The 21,611-nt window shown below is 59.2% G+C and carries 30 protein-coding genes; 10 read left to right on the top strand and 20 right to left on the bottom strand.

Annotated features, from left to right (window positions below; all coding sequences use genetic code 11):
* Positions 1-23: 23 nt before the first annotated feature.
* From H7H48_RS08910 to lgt, 6 genes are all read right to left on the bottom strand, one after another.
* The gene (locus H7H48_RS08910; protein ID WP_223021238.1) at positions 24-956 is read right to left on the bottom strand and encodes a ribose-phosphate pyrophosphokinase; all 933 of its coding nucleotides are present in this window, start codon (positions 954-956) and stop codon (positions 24-26) included.
* A 103-nt stretch (positions 957-1,059) separates the two neighbouring features.
* Positions 1,060-1,686 (bottom strand): hypothetical protein, encoded by a 627-nt coding sequence (locus tag H7H48_RS08915; RefSeq protein WP_229448696.1) that lies wholly within the window; start codon positions 1,684-1,686, stop codon positions 1,060-1,062.
* Between the two features lie 7 nt (positions 1,687-1,693).
* Complete coding sequence (locus tag H7H48_RS08920; protein ID WP_229448697.1) at positions 1,694-2,845, bottom strand: Xaa-Pro peptidase family protein; 1,152 nt, start codon at positions 2,843-2,845, stop codon at positions 1,694-1,696.
* Positions 2,845-3,639 carry a peptidoglycan editing factor PgeF gene (gene pgeF, locus H7H48_RS08925; protein WP_229448698.1) on the bottom strand — a complete coding sequence of 265 codons (795 nt, stop codon included), beginning with the start codon at positions 3,637-3,639 and terminating at the stop codon, positions 2,845-2,847. The genes H7H48_RS08920 and pgeF overlap by 1 nt, the downstream gene beginning before the upstream one ends.
* A 58-nt stretch (positions 3,640-3,697) precedes the next feature.
* Complete coding sequence (locus H7H48_RS08930) at positions 3,698-4,786, bottom strand: class I SAM-dependent methyltransferase (RefSeq protein WP_229448699.1); 1,089 nt, start codon at positions 4,784-4,786, stop codon at positions 3,698-3,700.
* Positions 4,783-5,640 carry a prolipoprotein diacylglyceryl transferase gene (gene lgt / locus H7H48_RS08935; protein ID WP_370633336.1) on the bottom strand — a complete coding sequence of 286 codons (858 nt, stop codon included), beginning with the start codon at positions 5,638-5,640 and terminating at the stop codon, positions 4,783-4,785. Before lgt ends, H7H48_RS08930 begins: the two co-directional genes overlap by 4 nt.
* Before the next feature lie 113 nt (positions 5,641-5,753).
* Between lgt and H7H48_RS08940 the strand changes: the two genes are divergently transcribed.
* The 3 genes from H7H48_RS08940 to H7H48_RS08950 all read left to right on the top strand — a co-directional run bounded on the left by H7H48_RS08940 (position 5,754) and on the right by H7H48_RS08950 (position 7,280).
* A complete protein-coding gene (locus H7H48_RS08940; protein ID WP_229448701.1) occupies positions 5,754-6,068 on the top strand; it encodes an accessory factor UbiK family protein in 315 nt (104 codons plus the stop codon).
* A gap of 336 nt (positions 6,069-6,404) precedes the next feature.
* The gene (locus tag H7H48_RS08945; RefSeq protein ID WP_223021232.1) at positions 6,405-6,905 is read left to right on the top strand and encodes a YbjN domain-containing protein; all 501 of its coding nucleotides are present in this window, start codon (positions 6,405-6,407) and stop codon (positions 6,903-6,905) included.
* Between the two features lie 21 nt (positions 6,906-6,926).
* Positions 6,927-7,280 carry a tRNA-binding protein gene (locus H7H48_RS08950; RefSeq protein ID WP_229448702.1) on the top strand — a complete coding sequence of 118 codons (354 nt, stop codon included), beginning with the start codon at positions 6,927-6,929 and terminating at the stop codon, positions 7,278-7,280.
* A gap of 50 nt (positions 7,281-7,330) precedes the next feature.
* Here H7H48_RS08950 and H7H48_RS08955 read toward each other — a convergent pair whose 3' ends face one another.
* The gene (locus H7H48_RS08955) at positions 7,331-7,648 is read right to left on the bottom strand and encodes a GFA family protein (RefSeq protein ID WP_229448703.1); all 318 of its coding nucleotides are present in this window, start codon (positions 7,646-7,648) and stop codon (positions 7,331-7,333) included.
* Between the two features lie 44 nt (positions 7,649-7,692).
* Positions 7,693-8,187 carry a DUF2165 family protein gene (locus tag H7H48_RS08960; protein WP_229448704.1) on the bottom strand — a complete coding sequence of 165 codons (495 nt, stop codon included), beginning with the start codon at positions 8,185-8,187 and terminating at the stop codon, positions 7,693-7,695.
* Between the two features lie 146 nt (positions 8,188-8,333).
* Between H7H48_RS08960 and H7H48_RS08965 the strand changes: the two genes are divergently transcribed.
* Entirely contained in the window at positions 8,334-8,576 is a 243-nt protein-coding gene (locus tag H7H48_RS08965; RefSeq protein ID WP_229448705.1) for a hypothetical protein, read from the top strand.
* A 15-nt stretch (positions 8,577-8,591) separates the two neighbouring features.
* On the opposite strand, the gene H7H48_RS08970 is transcribed toward H7H48_RS08965, so the two are convergent.
* A complete protein-coding gene (locus H7H48_RS08970; protein ID WP_229449219.1) occupies positions 8,592-9,932 on the bottom strand; it encodes a HAMP domain-containing sensor histidine kinase in 1,341 nt (446 codons plus the stop codon).
* Positions 9,933-10,249: 317 nt separating this feature from the next.
* On the opposite strand from H7H48_RS08970, the gene H7H48_RS08975 reads away from it, so the two are divergent.
* Positions 10,250-10,597, top strand: a complete 348-nt coding sequence (locus H7H48_RS08975; RefSeq protein ID WP_229448706.1) for an antibiotic biosynthesis monooxygenase — start codon at positions 10,250-10,252, stop codon at positions 10,595-10,597.
* 8 nt (positions 10,598-10,605) lie between these two features.
* On the opposite strand, the gene H7H48_RS08980 is transcribed toward H7H48_RS08975, so the two are convergent.
* On the bottom strand, positions 10,606-11,328 hold the full coding sequence (locus H7H48_RS08980) for a response regulator (protein WP_229449220.1): 723 nt from the start codon (positions 11,326-11,328) through the stop codon (positions 10,606-10,608).
* A gap of 35 nt (positions 11,329-11,363) precedes the next feature.
* The gene (locus H7H48_RS08985) at positions 11,364-11,864 is read right to left on the bottom strand and encodes a MarR family winged helix-turn-helix transcriptional regulator (protein ID WP_229448707.1); all 501 of its coding nucleotides are present in this window, start codon (positions 11,862-11,864) and stop codon (positions 11,364-11,366) included.
* Positions 11,865-12,124: 260 nt separating this feature from the next.
* Here H7H48_RS08985 and H7H48_RS08990 point away from each other — a divergent pair, with 260 nt between their 5' ends.
* The 3 genes from H7H48_RS08990 (at position 12,125) to H7H48_RS09000 (ending at position 14,147) form a co-directional block, all read left to right on the top strand.
* Positions 12,125-13,018 carry a branched-chain amino acid aminotransferase gene (locus H7H48_RS08990; protein ID WP_229448708.1) on the top strand — a complete coding sequence of 298 codons (894 nt, stop codon included), beginning with the start codon at positions 12,125-12,127 and terminating at the stop codon, positions 13,016-13,018.
* A gap of 120 nt (positions 13,019-13,138) precedes the next feature.
* A complete protein-coding gene (locus tag H7H48_RS08995) occupies positions 13,139-13,414 on the top strand; it encodes a hypothetical protein (RefSeq protein ID WP_229448709.1) in 276 nt (91 codons plus the stop codon).
* A gap of 91 nt (positions 13,415-13,505) precedes the next feature.
* Positions 13,506-14,147 carry an MBL fold metallo-hydrolase gene (locus H7H48_RS09000; protein ID WP_229448710.1) on the top strand — a complete coding sequence of 214 codons (642 nt, stop codon included), beginning with the start codon at positions 13,506-13,508 and terminating at the stop codon, positions 14,145-14,147.
* An 8-nt stretch (positions 14,148-14,155) separates the two neighbouring features.
* Here H7H48_RS09000 and H7H48_RS09005 read toward each other — a convergent pair whose 3' ends face one another.
* A complete protein-coding gene (locus tag H7H48_RS09005; protein WP_229448711.1) occupies positions 14,156-14,653 on the bottom strand; it encodes a DUF1772 domain-containing protein in 498 nt (165 codons plus the stop codon).
* 88 nt (positions 14,654-14,741) lie between these two features.
* Between H7H48_RS09005 and H7H48_RS09010 the strand changes: the two genes are divergently transcribed.
* On the top strand, positions 14,742-15,353 hold the full coding sequence (locus H7H48_RS09010; protein ID WP_229448712.1) for a TetR/AcrR family transcriptional regulator: 612 nt from the start codon (positions 14,742-14,744) through the stop codon (positions 15,351-15,353).
* Between the two features lie 226 nt (positions 15,354-15,579).
* Here H7H48_RS09010 and H7H48_RS09015 read toward each other — a convergent pair whose 3' ends face one another.
* From H7H48_RS09015 to H7H48_RS09050, 8 genes are all read right to left on the bottom strand, one after another.
* Positions 15,580-16,017, bottom strand: coding sequence for a BA14K family protein (locus H7H48_RS09015; RefSeq protein WP_229448713.1), 438 nt, complete (start codon positions 16,015-16,017; stop codon positions 15,580-15,582).
* Positions 16,018-16,605: 588 nt separating this feature from the next.
* The gene (locus H7H48_RS09020) at positions 16,606-16,821 is read right to left on the bottom strand and encodes a cold-shock protein (protein ID WP_223005964.1); all 216 of its coding nucleotides are present in this window, start codon (positions 16,819-16,821) and stop codon (positions 16,606-16,608) included.
* A gap of 413 nt (positions 16,822-17,234) precedes the next feature.
* Positions 17,235-17,447, bottom strand: a complete 213-nt coding sequence (locus H7H48_RS09025) for a cold-shock protein (protein WP_223021220.1) — start codon at positions 17,445-17,447, stop codon at positions 17,235-17,237.
* Positions 17,448-17,779: 332 nt separating this feature from the next.
* Entirely contained in the window at positions 17,780-18,250 is a 471-nt protein-coding gene (locus tag H7H48_RS09030) for a VOC family protein (RefSeq protein ID WP_229448714.1), read from the bottom strand.
* 71 nt (positions 18,251-18,321) lie between these two features.
* Positions 18,322-18,897 (bottom strand): histidine phosphatase family protein, encoded by a 576-nt coding sequence (locus tag H7H48_RS09035; RefSeq protein ID WP_229448715.1) that lies wholly within the window; start codon positions 18,895-18,897, stop codon positions 18,322-18,324.
* A gap of 54 nt (positions 18,898-18,951) precedes the next feature.
* The gene (locus tag H7H48_RS09040) at positions 18,952-19,389 is read right to left on the bottom strand and encodes a DUF1284 domain-containing protein (RefSeq protein ID WP_229448717.1); all 438 of its coding nucleotides are present in this window, start codon (positions 19,387-19,389) and stop codon (positions 18,952-18,954) included.
* Positions 19,386-19,991: a biotin transporter BioY gene (locus H7H48_RS09045; protein ID WP_229448719.1), complete on the bottom strand. Its 606-nt coding sequence runs from the start codon at positions 19,989-19,991 to the stop codon at positions 19,386-19,388. Before H7H48_RS09045 ends, H7H48_RS09040 begins: the two co-directional genes overlap by 4 nt.
* A gap of 199 nt (positions 19,992-20,190) precedes the next feature.
* A complete protein-coding gene (locus H7H48_RS09050; RefSeq protein ID WP_229448721.1) occupies positions 20,191-20,856 on the bottom strand; it encodes a GntR family transcriptional regulator in 666 nt (221 codons plus the stop codon).
* Between the two features lie 115 nt (positions 20,857-20,971).
* Here H7H48_RS09050 and H7H48_RS09055 point away from each other — a divergent pair, with 115 nt between their 5' ends.
* Complete coding sequence (locus H7H48_RS09055; RefSeq protein WP_229448722.1) at positions 20,972-21,544, top strand: helix-turn-helix domain-containing protein; 573 nt, start codon at positions 20,972-20,974, stop codon at positions 21,542-21,544.
* Positions 21,545-21,611 lie beyond the last annotated feature (67 nt).

Genomic DNA, 21,611 nt, shown 5'->3' on the forward strand with positions numbered 1-21,611 from the left:
TTTTATTTGGGAATCTGTTTTTGTCAGTCAAACAGGCTCGAAACCGATTCTTCCGTCGCCGTGCGTGAGATCGCCTCGCCGATAAGGTCAGCGATGGTGATCGTGCGAATGTTCTCCGCCGCTTCCACTGCCGAACTGGGTTGGATGGAATCGGTGATCACCAGTTCCTTCAGGCGCGACCCGGCGATGCGCGCTGCGGCACCGCCCGAAAGGACGCCATGCGTGATATAGGCTGTCACACTCGTGGCACCGTTGTTGAGCAATGCGTCGGCCGCGTTGCACAGTGTCCCACCGGAATCGACAATGTCGTCGATGAGCAGGCAGTCCTTGCCGCTGACGTCTCCGATCACGTTCATCACTTCGGATTCGCCGGGCCTGTCGCGGCGTTTGTCGACGATGGCAAGTGGCGCATCAATGCGTTTGGCGAGCGAGCGGGCGCGCACCACACCGCCGACATCTGGCGAAACCACCATGACGTTGGAGAGGGTGTAATTGGCCTTCACGTCGCGCGCCATCACGGGCACGGCAAAAAGGTTGTCGGTCGGAATGTCGAAGAAGCCCTGGATCTGCCCTGCATGAAGATCGAGCGTCAACACGCGGTCGGCCCCTGCCTGGGTGATCAGATTAGCCACCAGCTTGGCCGAGATCGGTGTGCGGCCGGATGTGCGTCGGTCCTGCCGGGCATAGCCGAAATAGGGCAACACGGCGGTGATGCGTCGGGCGGAAGAACGCCGGAAGGCATCGATCATGATGAGGAGTTCCATCAGGTGATCGTTGGCCGGGTAGGCGGTCGACTGCAGAACGAAAACGTCCTCGCCGCGTACATTTTCCTGGATTTCGACGAAAATCTCCTGATCGGCGAACCGGCGAACGGTGGCTTTGCCAAGAGAAATGTTGAGATAGCGGGAAACGGCCTCTGCCAAAACCCGGTTGGAATTGCCCGCAAAGAGCTTCATGGAATGTCCTCGGAGAACGCCTTGACGCTTGACCGCGCTTTTAACGGGGTGAGGCTTTATTGCAAGCGCCTGAGGAAAGAATCACGATGAAATCCCGAAAAAATCAGCTCTGCCTTTGTACAAGCCAGGCGGATAGCTGACTGATGGTTGCATCGGCCACGGCTTCCATCGTCGCGTTGGTGACTGAAGACCAGCCGTCGCCTTGCCCCCCAGGTGCGGCTTGCTGCCCCTGAAAACGGTGCAGCCGGTTGCCTGAAGGATCGAGCACGTCCCAGACATAAATCACGGTCGTCTTGCCGCCATCGGCGATGGCTGAAAAATAGCCCTTCATCACCATGGAGGCGCTGCCGCCCTGGGGCACGATGGCAATACCGCTTTGTCGGGCTCGGGCTTCGAGGCGGCGGGAGAGCGCCGGGACGGCCTCTGCCGTTGCACCGATCACCGGGGCAAACTGTATGCGCTCACTGGTGGTCACGGCCTGCAGGGGGGCTGCCGCAGTCTCGTTCGCCGCGTCCGTCTGCAAGGCGAGGGCGGTTTCGGTCGGCTGCTGCTGAAGCCCGGTCTGCCCACCGGGAACAGTGCCCTCCGGTGTCGGCCCGGAATTCAGATCGAGCGGGGATCCCGTGTTGCAGCCGGCAAGACCGACAAGGCTCAACATGGCGATGCCCGTTATGGCGCGTTTAGTCAAAATACCGCAGCCCCCCTCAATGGCTTCGATCCTGCGCGGCATATTGCCTTCACCTCGTTATAAGGTCCAGCCCGTAGCGCGAAAGCGGCTCGGGTGCGTCTTCGGTGGTCAGATAGGTGCGGCCGAGACACATGGCGCTGCCAGTGTCGGAATCCATGATGATCATGTGTGCGAACAGCGTCATGCCTGGCGCGATGGGCTCTTCATTGCCGGCGTAGAACATCTGCGGATCCATCCAGGACGGCGAGAACCGCGCGCCCAGTGAATAGCCGCAGGCGTTCAACCGGTGCTTTGTCAGGCCATGGGTTTCCATCACGCGTGCGTGCGCATCGAACACGTCGCCGAATGTGCTGCCTGGCGTCATCGTCTTCTGCACTGCATTCAGCGCATCACGTGCCGCCTCGAAAAGCTCCTGATGTCTTTTGGAGACCTTGCCCGTCAGCACGGTCTGCATCATTGCTGCATGATAGTGATGATAAACACCGGCCCATTCGAGCGTGATCTGGTCGTTCTTGTTGAGCTTGCGCCGGCCCGCCTTGTAGCGGCACAGAAGCGCGTCCTCGCCCGAACCGATGATGAATTCATTGGCCGGATAGTCACCACCGCCGGCAAACACCGCGCCCTGCATGGCGGCCAGGATTGCGGCCTCGTCTCCGCCCTGCTTGATAAGTGGCAGCGCGGCGTCCAGTGCCTCATCGCCGAGCTTCGCAGCGCGTTTCACCTTCTTGATCTCCGCCTCGCTTTTGAACAGCCGCAGGCGGCTGACGAGATCTGACGCGTCCTCGATCTTGCCGAATGTCTGCAACTGCTCGTCGAGCAGGCGGGTGCTGCGGCCCGTGAGGCCATGCGTGTCGTATTCGACACCGATCCTGGCACCCAGCAGGTCGAGATCGTTAAGCAGATTGCGCAGGTCGACGGCCGGGTTGGCGTCGTGCCTGTCTGTCCACAGGACGATGTTTTCGATGGTGGAGGTGTGCCGCGCCTGACGCAGATCGGCCGAGCGTGTCAAAAGCACCATCGAGCCATCGGCTTTCACGACAAGGCACTGGAAGAAGCAGAAGCCGAACGTGTCGTAACCCGTCAGCCAGTACATGCTCTCCTGCGCGAAAAGCAGCATGGCGTCGAGCTTGCGCTCGGCCATTTCGATGACGAGGCGATCGCGCCGGGAATCGAATTCTGCCTGGTCAAAATGAAGCGCCATCAAATGTCCTCCAGGATGATCGCTGAAATCTGACGTCCGTAGTCACGTTCACCACGATGCGTGGCGCGGCGATAGGAGTAAAAATGCTCTTCTTCTTCATAGGTGCAGCGCCCGATCTGCACGGCATGGACGCCGGCTGCCGTCAGCCGAGCTACCGTGTAGCCATTGAGATCGAAAAGCGCATGCCCGGCCTTGGGCGACGGGCGAAACCAGTCCCGGTTTGCCGGGTTGTGGTTGACGAAACGCTCCACGAATTCCGGCCCCACCTCATAGTTTTCCTGGCTTATGGAGGGACCCAGAACGGCGGTGATGTTTTCCCGCTCCGCGCCCAGCAGTTCCATCGCCGCAATGGTGTTTTCCAGAATGCCGGTCAGAGCCCCTTTCCAGCCGGCATGGGCGGCTGCGATCACGCGCGCCTTGCCGTCGGCGAGCAGAATGGGCCCGCAATCGGCAGCAAGCGCGCCAATCGCCAGCCCCGGCCGGTTGGTCACCAGCGCGTCGGCCTCGGGTCGCTCTCCTGCAAAAGGTTCATCGACAATAACGGCATGGGGCGAGTGCACCTGGTGAACCGTCAGAAGATGGTCTGCGTCGACGCCCAGCCATTCGGCCACGCGTCGTCTGTTCTCGGTCACCGTCTCGCGGTCGTCGCCCGAGCCATAACCCACATTGAGCCCTTCATAGAGCCCCGTCGAAACGCCGCCCGCCCGGGTGAAGAAGCCATGCTTCACACCATTTTCCCGCTCACGGTCCAGTAGCGGGGACCGCAGGGGTTCCGGCCTCGTCGTGTCCAGCATGCGCCGCCTTTTCAGATGTTCTCAAGCGGCGGGATGGTGGGGCAGGGGCGAAATCAAGTCAATGCGCTGAGAGGAAAGGGGGAACCGCCACTGTGGATGGCGTCACGGCCAATACCTTGAACAATGTTCCCATCTGGTCGGGGCTGGCGAGCCGTTCCACATCGTTGCGAATGGCTTGCTGCTCCGTGGCGTTCCTGCCGGCACCCAGTCGTCCGGCGCGCTCCAGAAGGCCGAGCCCGATGAGAAAGTCACCCTGGCCCATCAGTTCGGCGGTCAGGCCCTGCTCCTTTGCTGCACCTGCCAGAGCGGAGAAATCCACATGCGCCGTCAGGTCGGCTTTGCCGGGCTCCTTCAGCAAGTCCTGATAGGCGTGGCCGCGCATCGCCTGCAACGTGTCGCCGGGGGCGGGGGAGGCATAACCATAATCGATGAAAAGCCCAGCTCCGCCCTCTCTGCCGATGCGTTCGGCGATGCGGGCCATCAGGGCATTGCGAGCGGGCGCGAGTTCCACGATTGCTCCCTCGGGTGCGTTATTTGCACCCGGCGGCAGTAGAGCGGGGTCCGCAGAGCCGGCCCCTGCCATGAACGCAAGCCGTTCTTCCGCATCGAGGCCAACCACGCGTTCGCGCCAGGCATTTCCGATCTTCACATATTGCCGGATGGGAATGGCGTCGAACAGCTCATTGCCAACAATGAAAAGCGGCCCTTCCGGCAAAGCGTCCAGATCGGCGATCCATGCCACTTCACCTTCCGGAAGCCCAAGCGTCGTACGCTGCACGTCGCTCAGCCGCGGGCTCGCTTCGATCATGAAAAGCCGCATCTGCTTTCCGAACGCCGGGTCGATTTTCGCCCAGGTCCGGAGCATGTCCTTCATCAGCGTTCCGCGTCCGGGGCCAATCTCGGCCACAACAGGCGTTTTCGGTGCGCCGCTCGCCTGCCACGCCGTGTAGAGCCAGATGGCGCACAATTCGCCGAACATCTGGCTGATCTCCGGCGCGGTCGTGAAATCGCCATCGGCGCCAAAGGGCTGGCGCGTCGTGTAATAGCCCTCGTCGGGATCGAAAAGGCAAAGCGCCATATAGTCGGCGATGCTCATTGGCCCCGCCGTTTCGATCTGCGCCCTGATGCGATCCTTCAGTGTTTTCATCGGGCTGCGGCCCGCGCCCTCAGCATCGCCCACACGCCCACAAGCACCATGGGCAGCGAAAGCACCATCCCCATGGTCAGCCACCCGCCGGCCAGATAGCCGATATGCGCGTCAGGCTCGCGGAAGAACTCGACCACGATGCGCGATAGGCCGTAGCCGCACACAAACGCGCCGGCGACGAAGCCCGGCATCTTCAGCTTCAGCCCCTTATGGGTGAGAAAGCGCAGCACCACGAAAAGCACAAGCCCTTCGAGCGCTGCTTCATAAAGCTGGCTCGGATGGCGCGGCTCCGGCCCGCCATTGGGAAAGACAAAGGCCCAGGGCACGTCCGTCACCCGGCCCCAAAGCTCCGAGTTCACGAAGTTGGCCACACGCACCAGACCGAGACCGATCGGCACCACCGCCGAGACCGTATCGAACAGGCTCCAGGCATTGATGCCGCGCTTCTTCGCAAACAAAAGCATGGCGAGCGTGACGCCGAGCAGCCCGCCATGGAACGACATGCCACCCTCCCATACGGCGAGAATGTCGAGCGGGTTCGCGATGTAGCGGGGAAGGTCGTAGAAGAGAATATAGCCGATGCGTCCGCCGGCCACGATGCCGATCGCGGCCCAGAGAACGAAATCGTCGAGATCCGTGACGGTCATCGCCGGCTTGCCGCCTGCCCACAGGCGCTCGTTCGAAACCAGCCGGCGCGCATACCACCAGCCGGTGAGGATGCCGACCACATAGCCAAGCCCATACCAGTGGATTGCGAGCGGTCCGACCTGTAGCGCCACCGGGTCTATGTTGGGAAAGGGCAGGGCGGCGAGAGGCGTTAGCAGGTAATCGGTCAATCGGGCCTCCCGGCGCATGAAACATAGTCGCCGCAGGTATTGCGAAGCATCGGGGCGAGGTCAAGGCGCGGTTTGCCTTGCAATCGGCCGTCTTGCCCACTAGGTCAGAGGTTCAATCTGGGAAACGAGCCATGACCAACGGAAGCAACCGAATCCTCGACGAGTTCGCCAAGCTGATGACCGATGCCGCAGGTGCCGCTCAGGGCGTGCGCCGCGAGGTCGAGACAGCCTTTCAGGCACAGGCCGAACGCATTCTCAGCTCGATGGACGTCGTCCAGCGCGAAGAGTTCGAGATGGTGCGCGAGATGGCTTTGAAAGCGTGCGAAGAAAACGCGGCGCTCGTTGCGCGCATCGACGCTCTGGAAGCAAAACTTTCGGAAGGCGGTGCCGCAAAAGCTGCGAAATCCGATTCGAAACCGGCGTCATCCACCCGGACGAAAAAATAATTTTTTATTACCGGCGCCTGTGTATGGCGTCGAAAAATCCTTGTCCGAGAGTCGCTTACGTCGCGCCGCTCTGTGCCGCGCGGCGTTTCTATCCACACGCTCCACAGGCTTTCGATAAAAAAGGTCTGGTCACGCGACTCTGCATCAATACACTGAATTTACAGCGTGATTCGTAACTGGTCATGCAGTCGGGCAGGGGCGGGCCCGCGTAAGTTCCATGCGTTGTCGTTGTCGCTCCACATTGTGTTTCAGGTCTGAAACGACTTGCGGAAGAGCATTTCCGCTGTGGATTCTTGCGGGGTGTTGCGGCGCCTCCAGATACGGGAAAGCAGATTAATGAGCCTTCTTGAACTCGACATGACCCGTGATGCGCATCCCGTTGATGTCATCGAACATGTCGCGCACACCAATGACTGGAGCTTCGAGCGTAATGGCGACGACGAGATCGCCATCGCCGTGGCCGGCACATGGACCGACTATAACGTGTCCTTCTCCTGGATGGAGGAATTCGAGGCGCTGCATGTTGCCTGCGCCTTTGATCTGAAAGTGCCTGCGAAGCGTACCCTGGAAGTCATGCGGCTCCTTTCGCTCATCAACGAACAGATGCTGTTCGGCCATTTCGACCTGTGGGAGCGCGAGAATGTCGTGATGTTCCGCCAGGCGCTGGTTCTTGCCGGCGGCGTCGAGCCTACGGGCCAACAGGTCGAGACCATGCTGAACAGCGCTCTGGAAGCCTGTGAATGTTATTATCAGGCTTTCCAGTATGTCATCTGGTCGGGCAGCACCGCTCAGGATGCATTGAACAGCGTGTTGTTCGAAACCTACGGAAACGCCTAGGTCGCAAGAAGGGGAGCGGGCATGTCATCGGAGAAGGCCCCGGAAATCACATTCGACGATTTCCTGAAGGTGGATATCCGCATCGGCACCGTGATTGAGGCTGAACCTTATCCGGAAGCCCGCAAACCTGCCATCAAGCTCAAGGTCGATTTCGGTCCGGAGATCGGTATCAAGAAGTCGTCCGCGCAGATCACCGTGCATTATACGCCCGAGACTCTCGTCGGGCGGCAGGTGGTGGCGGTGGTCAACTTCCCGCCGCGCCAGATCGGAAAATTCATGTCGGAAATCCTCGTGATGGGGTTTTCAGACGAAAATGGCGCCATCGTTCTCGCTGGATGCGACGGGAAAGTGCCAAACGGCAGCCGCCTTCACTAAACAGCCTCAGCAGGCCTGATCCGGGTTGTATAAATTCGGCCGTCCGTGCCTCAATCCAGAAAACCAAATGTCTCCGCGCCGTCAAAGTGGCGAATACGCAGACCGACAATCGCACCTGTTTCCATCAGCCGTGCGTTGATGGCCATGCGGTTGCCTTGGTCTCGTGGGCGCCAGTGTGTCGTGCATCCGCAGGTGGGGCAGTGGTGCATTGCAAGCGTCTTGTCGCCCTGCACGTAGGCCACGGTTGTGTCTTCGCCGCTTGGAAAGCTCACCTCGGCAGGGTCGCAATGAAGCCAGAGTGCGCCGAGCCTGCGGCAGAGCGAGCAGTTGCAGTCGGTCAACCACAAGGGCCGTGCGGACGTTTCCATCCGCACGGCCCCGCAATGACATACCGCTGTCAGGATCATATCCGTCAGGCGACTTCGTCGTCGCGCTGGTTGACGAAGATCAAGACGCCGATGATCGCCATGTAGAACTTGAAGGCCGCGTCCTGTCCGTTCCACGTGTCGGACTGCCACATCAGGAACCATTCGCCCCCGACGACCATGAAGCCGAAGAACCAGACGAGAAAGCCGATCGTTGCACCCGCGACCATCAGTTTCTTGGATGCGTGGAACTCTGCAGCCGAAGCGTTGCGCGCACCGAGCATCCTGAGGCCGCCGAGCAGCAGAAGCACAAAGGTAAGGCCTTCACCGGCGATGATAAGCCAGTATCCGGCATGCCACAGCGCCGGCGTGGTGATAGCGCGATACATGGCTGAATTGCCGGGGAAAGTGGTGTCCATGCTGAACACATGCTGCACGAAGGCGAAGTTCGAGCCGTAATCGGTGATGTTGTTGAACGTCACCATGAAAGCAAAGGCAGCGAGTGCCAGCGTCATGGCGATTTTTGCGTAGCGTGAAGTCATGGGCCCCTTCCTTGGATGACCGGTCGGGCGAAATAAGCGTGTGTAGCCCGGTTGCGACTCAGTGTGTTAGACGAAAGGATAACGTGCAATTTACCGCAGGCGAAGGGTCAGGAGACTGCCCGACCCGCGATATCGGGAGACAAGTCTTGAAGACGATCGTCGAACTGACCAGCGCCGCGCGCCGCAAGGCTGAAATCGCCGGCCTCGACAGGCAGCTGGACAGGCTCTGTCTGGGTGACTGGGCCCGAAAGGGAGATTTTGTTGAACTGGCGGGGCAGGGGGAAATCATCGTCTTCATGATCCGTGCCCGGCGCATCCGCGTGGATGCCGATGGCGTCCAGACACTGGTTTTCGAGTTGGATCACCCACCCCGCCCGGCTGTACGTTGACCTGGTTGAAACGCTCTATGAGGGCACGCGGATAACGGCCCGCAGACCGCCGAGCGGACTGTCGTCCAGAGTCACGTCGCCCCCGTGGCTACGGGCGATATCGCGGGCAATGGACAGGCCAAGCCCTGTTCCGCTTTCATCCTGATTGCGGGCTTCATCAAGCCGCACGAAGGGTTTGAAAACATCCTCGCGCATGTCGGCTGGGATGCCGGGCCCGTCATCGTCCACGGTGATGGTCAAGGTCCCATTGCTGTTGCGGGCGGTGATCTGAACATTGGAGGCATAGCGGAAGGCATTGCCGATCACATTGTTCAACAACCGGCTGAAGGCGTTGGGCCGTACATGCAGATACGTGTTGCCGTTGGTCCCGATCTTCAGCGTGCATCCGCGCAGGCCGGCTTCTTCCGCAGCGCGTTCAAAGAAAGCAGCGAGGTCGAATTCACCCGGATCCTCCGCCGCTTCGCCGCGCGCAAACGCGAGATATCCTTCCAGCATCGAGCGCATATCCTCGATGTCCTGATTGAGTGCCTCGATGTCCTCTTTGCTGCCAGCCACGGCCAGTTGCAGCTTGAAGCGGGTCAGAATGGTTCTGAGATCGTGGCTCACCCCCGTCAGCATGGCGGTTCGCTGCTCGATCTGCCGCTCGATCCTTTCACGCATCAAAAGGAAGGCACTGCCGGCACGGCGAATTTCCTCCGCACCGCGCGGCCGGAAATCGCTCGGTGTCGGCCGCCCCTTGCCGAAACTGTCAGCAGCGGCGGCCAATTGCAGGATGGGGCGGATCTGATTGCGCAGGAAGGCCACAGCAATGGCAATTAGCACCAGCGACGTGCCAACCATCCATAGAAGAAAAATATGCGTGTTGGATGCATAGGCCTGGCTGCGGCGGGCAAATACACGCAGGACCTGGTTCTCGAGCTGAATGCGAATTTCGATGATGTTTGAATTGCCCACCGTGTCGAGCCAGAAAGGCCGGTTGATCTGCCGGGTGATTTCTTCACCCAGCGTTTGATCGAGGATGGAAAAAAACGGTTTGGGGCCGGGAGCTGGCAGAGGATCGGGCGGCAGAAGGTCGATCTTCAGAGCCAGCCGTTCCTGCGCAATGCGAATGACCTGCGCATAACCGTCATTGCCCGGATAGGTCTCGATCATGTCGATAATCGCAGAAATGTCGCGCGTGACAGCCTGGCTCAGACGCTGCGTGACCGTTTGCCAATGGCGCTCCATGAAAACGAAAGCGATGACGGACTGGAGAAGCAGCATCGGCGCGATCACGATGATCAGCGAGCGCGCATAGAGTTGCTTGGGCATATAGCGCGAAACGATGCGCCAGAACCGTCGCCAGGGCCTGCGCATGGCACCCAATGCCTGTTTGAAGTGCGTCAACGACGTAATCTTCCTGGCTGCCGTCTTCTGTTCTGAGTTGATGTTCAATTCCGCCATTCGCCCTTTCGGGCATCCATTCCCGAACTGCAATCCGGTCCGATCCTATGCATTGCGTGCGAAAGAGGGAACCGCTTTTACGCGCGGCGTTCTCGCGGCCGCATTGTGCTGGCCTGTACGCGGATACAACGTCAGCAACCGCAAGTGCGAAGAGCCTCTTGACTTAAAGTCAACTTGAACTTCGAAAGTGTGTGGCATGTCGGTTCCCATTGATTTTCCAAGGAGACACCATGCCCGCGCAGTCACAAGCAAGTTCCAACCCCGGCGCGATCTATCGCGTCGATAAATTCACTGTTCCTGTCGCGGCCCGGGAGGAATTTCTCGATCGCGTCTCCGCCACGCACGCGCTTCTGCGAGAACAGGTGGGTTTCGCGGGGGACATCATTCTCGAGCAGGCCTCAGGCCCAGGCGTGTTCAATTTTGTCACGATGGTGGAATGGGAGGGGCCCGAGGCAATTGCGCGCGCAGGTGAGGCTGTGGCTCGGATGCATTCCGAAACGGGGTTCGACCGCCTCGAGATGATGGATCGCCTTGGCATAAAAGCGGATATTGCGAACTACCGGCCGCTTTCGGTTTGAGATACGGGCTATTCCACGCTTAGCCGATACCCGATGCCTCGCACGGTCTGCAGGTAGACGGGATTGGAAGGGTCGCGCTCGATCTTGCGGCGCAGGCGGTTGATCTGAACGTCGATCGTGCGCTCGCCCACCTCCGAATCCTCTCCCACCAGTTCATGCCGCGGCACAGTTTCGCCCGCCCGCTCTGCGAAAATCACCATGATATCGCGTTCGCGGTCGGTCAGCTTCACCAGCTTGCCGCTGTGCTTGAGTTCTCGTTTGGCGATCTGGAATGCGTATGGGCCGAACACCACTTGCTCGACCTTGGGAGTGGATTGCGGCGCGCTGCGGCGCAAAATGCTGTTGATGCGCAGCACGAGTTCCCGAGGATCGAACGGCTTTGGCAGGTAGTCGTCGGCGCCGGCTTCAAGTCCCGTGACGCGGCTGTCCGTTTCCGAAAGCGCGGTCAGCATAAGGATCGGTGTGTCCTTTTCTTCGCGCAGTGATCTGGTGAGCGAGACACCATCTTCTCCCGGCATCATGACATCGAGAACGACGAGATCGAAATCGAGTCCCACCAGTTTGCGGCGTGCTTCGGCCGCGTTGCCGGCAATGGTCACGCGGAAACCGTTTTCCCGCAGAAAGCGGTTGAGCAGGCTGCGAATACGCGTGTCGTCGTCGACCACCAGCAAATGCGGCGCATCATCGCTCAGGACAGGTGGGTCCTTTTCGAGATTGCCGGTTTCGCTCATCGTGACGACCTCCTCAAGAGACGTGGACGCATTGCTCATTTAGAACGCCCGTTGGGCAGTTTGTCCATCTGAGCGCGCAATTCCGGGTTCACCATGGCGCGCAGAAAGCGTTCTACCGCCGTGCTGTCGCCCGGCTGAGCTTCTTCAAGTGCCGCACGGATGCGGCGGGACTGTGGCAGCGCCAGCGCCAGCGCCAGGTCGCGCCCCTTCTGCGTCGGGTAGAGTTCGCGTTGGCGGCGGTCGCGGGGCCCTGGGACCTGGACAATGTATCCATCGTCGATGAGCTGTTTGAGCACCCGAGCCAGGCTCTGCTTGGTGATCCTCAAGACTTCGAGAAGTTCCGCCACGGTCAGGCCGGGCAGCCGGTTGACGAAGTGCAGAACCCGATGGTGCGCTCGTCCGAAACCATATTGGTCAAGGATGGCGTCAGGATCGGCCGTGAAATCCCGGTAGGCGAAGAACAGATGCTCGATGATTGCGAAGTCAACGCCATCATCCAGTGTCAGCGGGGTTTTGATCGGGTCGGCGTCTGTCATGCTTGTTGGCTGCTTCCGGTCGTTTCGGTCGAGTGATGAAGAAATTATGTCAGCCTTATTGACATAATTTCAAGGCATGGTAATTTTTGACAATGTTTTCGTCCTGACGCGAACAAAAAGGTATCCTGAAGGTCATTTTTCGGAACATCCTTCAAATTCCTTTTGGTAACGCTTAGGCTGAGATGGATGAAAGCGTCGTCCTCAGGGCGGTATTTTCGATTTGCCCGGTTCCACGGAAACGAACCGGCGGGAGAGGTTACATGGCAGCGGTTCCTTTTGATCAGCTCGAGGGCTTTATCTGGCTCAATGGTGAATTCGTCAAATGGGCGGACGCGAAGATTCACGTATTGTCTCATGGTCTGCACTACGCCAGTGCCGTGTTCGAGGGCGAGCGCGCTTATGGTGGCGAGATCTTCAAGCTCACCGAGCACACCGAGCGCCTTCATGAATCCGCACGTATTCTTGGTTTTACCATTCCCTGGTCGGTGCAGGAAATCGATGATGCCTGTCGAGAGCTTCTGGCGCGACAGGGCTTCGCCGACGCCTATGTTCGGCCGATTGCCTGGCGCGGAAGCGAAATGATGGGCGTGTCGGCGCAGAACAACCGCATCAACCTCGCCATCGCGATCTGGCAGTGGCCGAGCTATTTCGATCCCGAGCAGCGCCTCAAGGGCATCCGTCTTGACATGGCCGAGTATCGTCGGCCGGATCCTCGTACGGCCCCCTCCAAATCCAAGGCCGCCGGCCTCTACATGATCTGCACGCTTTCCAAGCACGCGGCGGAGGCCAAAGGGTATGCTGATGCAATGATGCTGGATTGGCGCGGCCAGGTCGCTGAAGCGACCGGAGCAAACATCTTCTTCGTCAAGGATGGCGTCCTGCATACGCCGACGCCTGACTGCTTTCTTGATGGAATCACCCGTCGCACGGTGATCGATCTTGCCCGCCGTCGCGGCCTGGAAGTGGTTGAGCGTGCAATTATGCCGGAAGAGCTGGAAGGTTTTGAACAGTGTTTCCTTTGCGGTACCGCTGCGGAGGTCACACCTGTCTCCGAGATAGGCCCTTACCGCTTCGAAGTCGGTGAAATCACGCGTTTGCTGATGAATGACTATGCCAACGAAGTGCGTCCGGAGTTGCGCGTGGCAGCGCAATAAGTAGCCGCAACCGCAGGTTACTTCCTGAAATATTCACAGCCTCCTGTTTGACAAGGGCCGGAAACGCGCTTTCATGTGCGCGCCGGCCCTGGGAGGTCGGTGTTTTGAGAGGGACCGGATATGGAAGCTCTACTTCCTATTATTGTGCAGGCTGTGACTGGTGTTCTTGGCGGCGAGGCGATCGGCGCTGTCGTGAAGAAGGCGGCAATGGGTCACGGCGCCAAGATACTGAGCGGTATCATCGGCGGCGTCGGTGGCGGCGCTCTGCTGTCAAGCATGGGCGGCGATGCCGGTGCGTTGGGCGGTCTGCTTGGTGATGCTGTTGGCGGCGCTGTCGGTGGCGGCGTGCTCACCGGCATTGTCGGTGCTGTCATGGGCGCCATGAACAAGAGCTGATCTTCATCAATTTCATGAAGCGGGCAGCCGGGGGTGGTTGCCCGTTTCCCGTTTCTGTACCGCGTTTTCAGGTCATGACCACGAGGTCTTTATGGGCAATCTCCGGGCCGGCATCATCCCCGTGACGCCATTTCAGCAGAACTGCACCATTCTTTTCGATGAAGAGACCAAGAATGGGGTGGTGGTGGATCCAGGCGGTGAGGTGGACCGTATTCGCGGGGCTATTGACGACAATGATATCTCTGTTGAGGCGATCTGGCTGACCCATGGTCATATCGACCATGCTGGTGGCGCGATGGATCTCAAGGAGGCACTTGGTGTCCCCCTTATAGGGCCGCATGAGGACGACCGGGAGCTTCTGGCCAATCTTGAAAACCAGGCGCGCATGTTCGGCCTCGATCAATCCGTGCGCAACGTTATCCCCGACCGCTATCTGAGCGAGGGTGAAACGGTCTCCTTCGGTGAGCACGAGTTCGAGGTTCTTCATTGCCCGGGCCATGCGCCGGGGCATGTCGTGTTTTTCAATCGCAAGGCCCGGTTCGCTCATGTGGGCGATGTGCTCTTCAACGGTTCGGTCGGCCGCACCGACCTGCCAGGCGGCGACCATGATGCGTTGATCTGCTCGATCAGGGAGAAGCTGCTGCCGCTCGGTGACGATATCGGCTTCCTGTGCGGTCATGGCCCCGGTGGGCGTTTTGGCGACGAGCGGCGCTCCAACCCATTTCTCGTATAGTTGCGCGTTCAGTCTGTGCGCAGCCGGGCAATTCCATAGCCGGCAAGCGCCAGTGCCACGGCGGATGCGGCCGTCCGCGCCTGGTTCCAGAACTGCCATCTTGAAGAGTATTCGGACCAGATTGCTTCCGCCGCTTCGATTTCTTCCGGTACCGAAACCAGCGCCAGCGCCTCGTTCATCGGCACGTTGACTGCCATCGTAAGAATGAGGCCGAACACCAGGTAGGTCGCGGCCCCTGCAGCGATCCAGAAGGCTGGAGCCTTCTGCCCCTGGACCCGGATCATGAACGCTGTCAACGCAAGGACCACAGGTGTCAGAAAGAATGCAGGAAAGAACACCGCATTGCGCACCGAGGCGTTCATCGCCTGCATGGCCGCGATCGCCACACGAGGGTCTGTCTGGTCGAGGCCCCACATGGTTGAGCAAACCCACGCATAGAAGAACCCGAAGATCGCCCCGGAGAAAAGAATAGCCACGACCGAGAGGCCGGTTGTCACGCTGCGCATCGCCTTGTCTCCAAAATCGTACATATCTGTACGCTTTATATTTTCGTACATTTGTGTACGGTGCGTGTCAAGGCAGTCGGAGATGTGCATGCGTGAGGAAACGAGGGTTGAACGCCAGGCGCAGATTGAGCGTGCCGCCTATCGGCTTTTGCACGAAAGGGGCTATGGCGGAACGTCGATGCTGGCCATTGCCAGGGAGGCGAGGGCGTCAAACGAAACGCTCTATCGCTGGTATGGCGACAAGAATGGTCTCTTCAAAACGATGGTCGAGGCGAATGCGCAGGAAACGCGCGAGGCTCTGCAGCGAGCGATTGAGACAGGGGAAGATCCGCTGCAATGTCTGGAGAACGTTGCCCCGGTTCTCCTGTCGATGCTTCTTGGCGAGAAGGCGGTCCTTCTCAACCGTGCTGCCGCTGCCGATGAGAGTGGAGAATTGGGCCGCGCCATCGCCGCTGGCGGACGCAGCGCCGTGGCGCCACTTGTTGAACAGTTGCTTCGCCAGGCCTGTGAGGATGGCAGTCTTGATGTGCTGTCGCCGTCGGCCGCTGCGGAACAGTTTTTCAGTCTTCTGATTGGCGATCTTCAGATCAGGCGCGTGATCGGTGTATTGCCGGAGCCGCAACCTGACTTCGTTGTAGAACGGGTGTCCAATGCCATGATGGCTTTCAAAACCCTTTGCGTTCGCTCCTGCTCTGATTGACATCACGGCGATGAATCAACTACAGATTGAATTTCGCGTGAGGCGATCGTAGGCTCAGCGGGTGGCTGCGATCCAGGTCTGGCGTTCGTTGCTTGTGTCCGAGGACCGGTTCTTCATTTTCCAGAGTGTCCCTTGGAGGCGTTCTTTATCCCCACATCCAGCTTTTCATGAAGAAAGGCCGGGCTGAGCCCGGCCTTATTTCAACTCGGGGCAGGGAACCCTGAGGTTAGCGCGGCTGGCAGAAATGGCGCTGACCGTCATAGCCCATGAACGTGCCGGTACGCCCGTCGAAGCTGCGATAGCGGTTGGAGCAATAGCGGAACCATTCGCGCGACCATGGCTCCATCGCGGGGCGATAGCGAACCGGGTGTTCGCGATATACCGGGCGTTCCCGGTAGCGGTATGCTGGGCGCTCTCGGTATTGATAGACAGGCTGGTAATCGGGACGATAGGGCGGGTCGATGTAGACACGATCATTGTCGCGGCGCGACTCCGAGAGAAGCCCACCGACAATGGCGCCTGCGGCCAGACCGATCACTCCGGCGGCGATCGCATCATTGTTTTTGTGCCGATGGCGATGGCCGGCATCGGCGGTGGAGATCGCTCCGAGCGTTGTGGCTGCGACGGCAAGGGAGAGAATTCCCGTCTTCAGGAAGCGTTTCATGACTTTACCTCTTCAAACACGAGCTACGGTTTTTTCAGGGGGATCCGCAGCTTTCGCCAAGGATTTACCCCTTCGCACCTGAATGGCACCTGAATGAGGCAGGCAGCCTGGGTTCAACCGTTATGAAACATTCCAGAAGCGTGGACCGCGTTGCGGACATGCCGCTCAAACGCTCTGCCGCGTCTTGCCTGCAAGCGTAATTGCCAGAGCTTCCTACAATGGATTCCAGCCGGGCTTGCGCCTTTCGCCGGTCTCTCTGTGGGTGAGGATGCGCGGATCAGGCTGGAGAATGTCCGGCACTGACGATTGAGGCATTGGATCCCGCCATATCGGATCGCCGGGGCGCAGGTTAAAGGCAGACACCGGCGGGCAGGGCTTCGTCTCCGGGCCCACGCCTTTTCAGCACCTTTGCCTCCCATACAAGCTGGCGCAAACTTAGAGTACGTCCAGCGATCGCTGGACGTTTCAGGGCAATTCCGGAACCGCCATAACGGCTCATTGCCCGGAACTGCTCAAAAACAGGGGCTTTGCCTCAATCGTTGTTGCGCGACACCGGCAAAGCTGTTCTGCAGGAATGCTGCGCCCCCCTCAGGGCGCAACCTCCAGGTTGACGGCTTTCGGGCCTTTGCCGCGCTTGTCCGGCTCGGTCTCGAATGTAACCTTCTGTCCGTCCTCGAGGCCCTGCAGGCCAGATGCCTGGACAGCTGAAATATGAACAAACACGTCCTTCTCGCCATTGTCCGGGGTAATGAACCCGTATCCCTTGGCCTGGTTGAAGAACTTGACGGTACCACTCTGCGACATAGGAAGGAGTCCTTTCTCCCTTTATGCTGGTTTCGGCGGGCCAACCTCTTGGCGGGTTTTGGCCCATGGCGTCATCGGTCGTTTACTGGGGGAGAAGAAACAGTCAGCTTCGCGCCTCTCATCGGGACCAATGTTGCGGGCTTCTCGCCCGGACAAATCTTTTGTCCTCATTGCTTCGACGCGACTTCCCGGAAGGGGGATTTGAGCCCCCGCCAGGGCATGCCATTCCAGTCTCCGGGCCGGCAAATGCCCGAATGGCAGGGAGCTTGTTCGATTTTTTTTAAGGGGGCAAGCGAAAGTTTTATGAATAATACGAATTGCGAAGAGCCATGCTTCTGCAATCTGTACGGGCAAACAAAAAGCGCGGCGAGTGCTCGCCGCGCTTGAAATGTGCATCCGAGAATGTCTCGAAATCAGGCTGCGGACAGATTGACTGCCTTCGGCCCCTTACCCATGCGGTCGGGCTCGACCTCGAAGGAAACCTTCTGACCATCGCTGAGCGTGGTCATGCCGGAACGCTCAACAGCCGAGATGTGAACGAACACGTCTTTCGCGCCATCATCGGGGGTGATGAAGCCGAAGCCTTTGCTCGCATTGAAGAATTTAACGGTGCCTGTCTGGGCCATTGGGAAACTCCTTTTCCCTTTGAGAAGTCGCGTCTGCGCAACGTGCACAGGTTAGCGGTGGTTCGAGAGTTTGAAGAAAATCGGGGAAAGGGGCCGTCCAAATCATAAAGCTTCCAGTCTCCGGGTCTGCAATCACCCGAGCGCGGATGAATCTATGACACGAAAGGGAAACAGCTACAAGACTGTCCGAAACGCCCTGTTGCGTCCCATCTGAGGCGTGCCGCAGCGCGGTTTCTCGCAATCGCCCCTTTTTTCTTTGAACCGCACAAACACCAGTTTCAGCCACTTTTCAGCGCGTTTTCCGATCAATCTTCGACTAAGGTATAATATCCTCATCCTCTCGCAGCCGCTTCCAGTGCAGCAATATCGAGCTTTACCATTTTGAGCATGGCCTGGGTCACACGTTGTGCCTTGGCGGGGTCTCGATCATTTATCAGTTCGCCGAGCTGTCTTGGCAAAATCTGCCAGCTCAGCCCCCATCGATCCTTCAGCCATCCGCATTGCTCGATCGTTCCATCTTCTCCGAGTGCGGCCCATAGCTTATCGATCTCGCTCTGACTGTCGCATTCGACGATGATCGAGAAGCTGTGGTTGAAAGCATCGAGCGGCCCGGCTTCGAGGCCTCGGTAGTGTTGATCACCGAGCATGAAGCTGGCGATCTTTACGCTTCCCGGCGGCCCGCTCGGGGTTTCAGCGGGTAGGGTGCTGAGGCTTTCGATCTTCGATCCCGGGATCAGTGACGTGTAGAGTCGGAGTGCGCTTTCCATGTCTTTTTCGAACCACAAATGCGGTATGACTTTCATGGTCGTGCCCTTTCGTCTGGCTGAATTTCTCCACGCAGGACGAGGGCCGGTGTTGAATTCCGACACGCCGGTTAGGTTTTTTCGGCAATCGGCCTCCAGCCGTGCAGGATCCGCATGTCCGGCAGTGTCGCGCACCAGAAATGCCCCTGAAAGGGCTGGTCATGGACGCGGGCGATCGGCACACCGCGCAGGCTGCACAGGAGCAGCGTGCCAACAGCACCATGGGCGATGACAGCGATGTCTCCGGTTCCCTCTTCCATCCTGATCCTTTCCACGGCTGCAAGAATCCGGTGCTGCGCATCGATGGCGCGCTCCCATCCTCTCACGCTTATGGTCGGCTGGGCGAAGAACGCATCGGCCGTGCGTTCAAATTCCTCGGGTGGAAGAAAACCGGTCGCTGAGCGGTCATTTTCTCCAAGCATGGGGTCCGTTTTGACGTCGAGGTGGTGCCGGGCACCAAGAATGGCAGCCGCTTCAAGGGCTTTCTTTTCCGTGCTGGACCAGATTGTGCCAATGTTTTGCGCTGCGTCGCTTTCGGCAAAATGCTTCATACGTTCGCGTCCGGTGGTGCTTAGCCCCCAGTCTTCCACAGCGATCGAGGGGTCAATGATGACCTCGGGGTGCGTGATGAAGAGAAGTTTTGCCATTGGTGCAGGTTCTGACACGGGGCGTGTCCGGCGTCCATCCTGCGGTTTGAAACGTCATCTGTGCTTATCTGGCGCCAGAAGTGCGCCCTCAAAGTCCTGTCGGGCAACGGTCGAGCACAAAGTAAGCCATTCACAGCCAACACACGCCTTCCGGGTCTTGCCACGGGCAAAGGCGGTGCGCATCCGCTCGATCAGTCTTTTGTCGGGGCGAAGCAAGCGGCCTGTCTCTGTCGCTTGGCCGAGCCAGTGTGAGAGTGCATGTGCCGCACGGGCATCGCGTTGGTTCACGCGCGGGTTGAGGCAATGTGGGTGCGAGCTTTCGTGAAGGAGCGGACGGCAAATGTCATCAGGACCTTCGACGAGAAGCAGATCTTCACCTGCATTGAGACGCGAAATGATTTTGTCGTAATTGGCGGTGAAGGCGGGGCTGTAGCCCCGCCCGACATAAGTGAGCATGCACAAAAGATGATGCGCACGCAGCCGAACTGTCATTTTGTCTCGCCGCGCTTTGCAAACCGCGCGAGCGCGACAAGGGATGCTGCTCCCAATGCGGACTTCAGAATGCCGCCGACAACAAAGGGGGCAACGCCGAGCAGGAACGCCTTTTCCATCCCGATCATGCCGGCAAGCCAGATGCAGCCCATAGCAAGACAGAGTCCGTTCGCTGCGAGCATCGAGCTGAAGGCAAGAAGCGGGCGCTGGGCGTTCCATCCGCGCTCAGCCAGAAGGCCGACGAGGTAGGCCATGACCGGGAATGAGGCAAGATAACCGCTAGTCGGTCCTGCGAAGTGAGCAAGGCCGCCAGCACCTCCGGCCAAAACAGGCAGACCGATCATCGCCTCGCCGAGCCAGGCAAGAACAGTCAGCGTGCCCAGGCGTGCGCCGTAGAGTGCACCAATCATCGCGATCGCGAAGGTCTGCATGGTCACCGGGACGGGCACCATGGGCACCTCGATGCGCGAGGCGAGCGCGAGAGCGAGGGTTCCAAGCACAACGGCGCTGACCTTGTAAGCAAGCGACTTCTGGTCAAGCTGCAAGACGCCCGCACTGCCGATCAGACCAGGGGTGTTCAGGGGGACGGTACTCTGTGACATTTCGCACCTTTCAAATTATAGATAATTTTTAATATTGATCTATTATTGAGTCCATATTCGAGCGGCTTTGGCAAGAGGGTGTGAATAATCCCTGCCTGTGCATCGGTTTCAGCGCATGTGAACGGGGATGCGCAACGAAGATGCGCGAAAGACATGGAGCCATATCCGCCCCATCTGAAAATGAAGCTTCCGAGGCTGGTCAGCCCTCGATCACAAATGCCTTGCGCTGTTTGCCGGATGCCGTCTCGACTGGCTTGTGTCCGACCCATTGCACATGCCGGGAGAGGACCGCGCATGCCGCGTCCGTTTCTCCACGCCGCAGGTGTTCGAGGATCGCACGATGATCGCGGTCCGTACGTGTTTCCCAGTTGGAGCGCCATGCGGAGAACAGGAACCGGGCGCTGGCCGCATGGAGATCGTCTATGGCGGCAAGCAGGCGAGGCATGCCGCATGGGGTTACGAGAAGTCGGTGAAAACGCCGGTTTGCTGCTTCCCAAGCAACCACGTCCTCAGCCTGATCGCCTTCGAGTGTCGCCTCCTCAGCTGCGTTGAGGATAGCCGGGGTCAGGTGCTGCGCAGCGTTGCGCAACGCCAGCACTTCCAGTGCCGCGCGCATCTCTGCCACTTCGCGCACCTGATTGAGATCGAAGGCCGCCACCCGGACGCCGCGGCGCGGCTCGTTCTTTGCCAGGCCCTGAGCTTCCAGCAGCCGGAATGCCTCACGCACCGGCACATGGCTCGTAGCGAATTCCTCGGCGATATGATCCTGCCGCAACCGCGCGCCCGGTTCCAGTTTGCCTGAAACGATGCGCTCGGCCAGCGTGCGGGCAATCTGAGTGGCTTTGGTCTCTTTGCGTGCGGTCATAATTATAGATAATTTGGTTCGTGCTCTTTTGTCGAGTGCCGGCCGGCCCTTCTTTTGAGGGGCGTGTGGAACTGTGGTGCTTGACGATTTTCATATATGGGATATTTTCTCAAATATGGATTCTGGATCGCATGGACCCTCAAGCGTTGACCGACGTATAGCCGAGCGCCTCCGCACACTTCGTCAGGAGCGCGGTTGGTCTCTGGAAGATCTTGCCAGTCGGAGCGGTGTGAGCAGGGCGACCCTTTCGCGACTTGAAAACGCCGAGGTCAGCGCCACTGCCAATGTGCTGGGCCGTCTCTGCCAGGCCTATGGCATCACGCTTTCGCGTCTCATACACCTTGTGGAAGATGATTTTCCTCCACTTGTGCGGCGGTCTGCTCAGACGGTGTGGGAGGATGCGAAGTCTGGATTTAAGCGCCGGATCATTTCACCTCCGGCCCGTGCGCTTGCCGGGGAGGCTATGGAGGGCCTGCTACGCCCCGGAGCGCAGATCACCTATGAAGGGCCACCGCGGGCGGGGTTGGAACACCACCTCGTTTTGCTGGAGGGTGCCTTGCATATCATGGTCGACGGGGCGTCTCACACACTGCATCCCGGCGACTGTCTTCGCTATCAGCTTCGCGGCCCAAGTCGGTTTGAGGCCGATGTGACCGCGGGTGCGCGCTATCTCCTTTTCACGGTCTGACCATGCCGAGCACTGCCACATTTTTCATAGAACGTGTTGATGCTATCAAAGCGCAAAGCCTCCTGCC

Origin of the sequence: Nitratireductor sp. B36, from assembly GCF_020833685.1 — a bacterium.
Taxonomy (GTDB): Bacteria; Pseudomonadota; Alphaproteobacteria; order Rhizobiales; family Rhizobiaceae; genus Nitratireductor.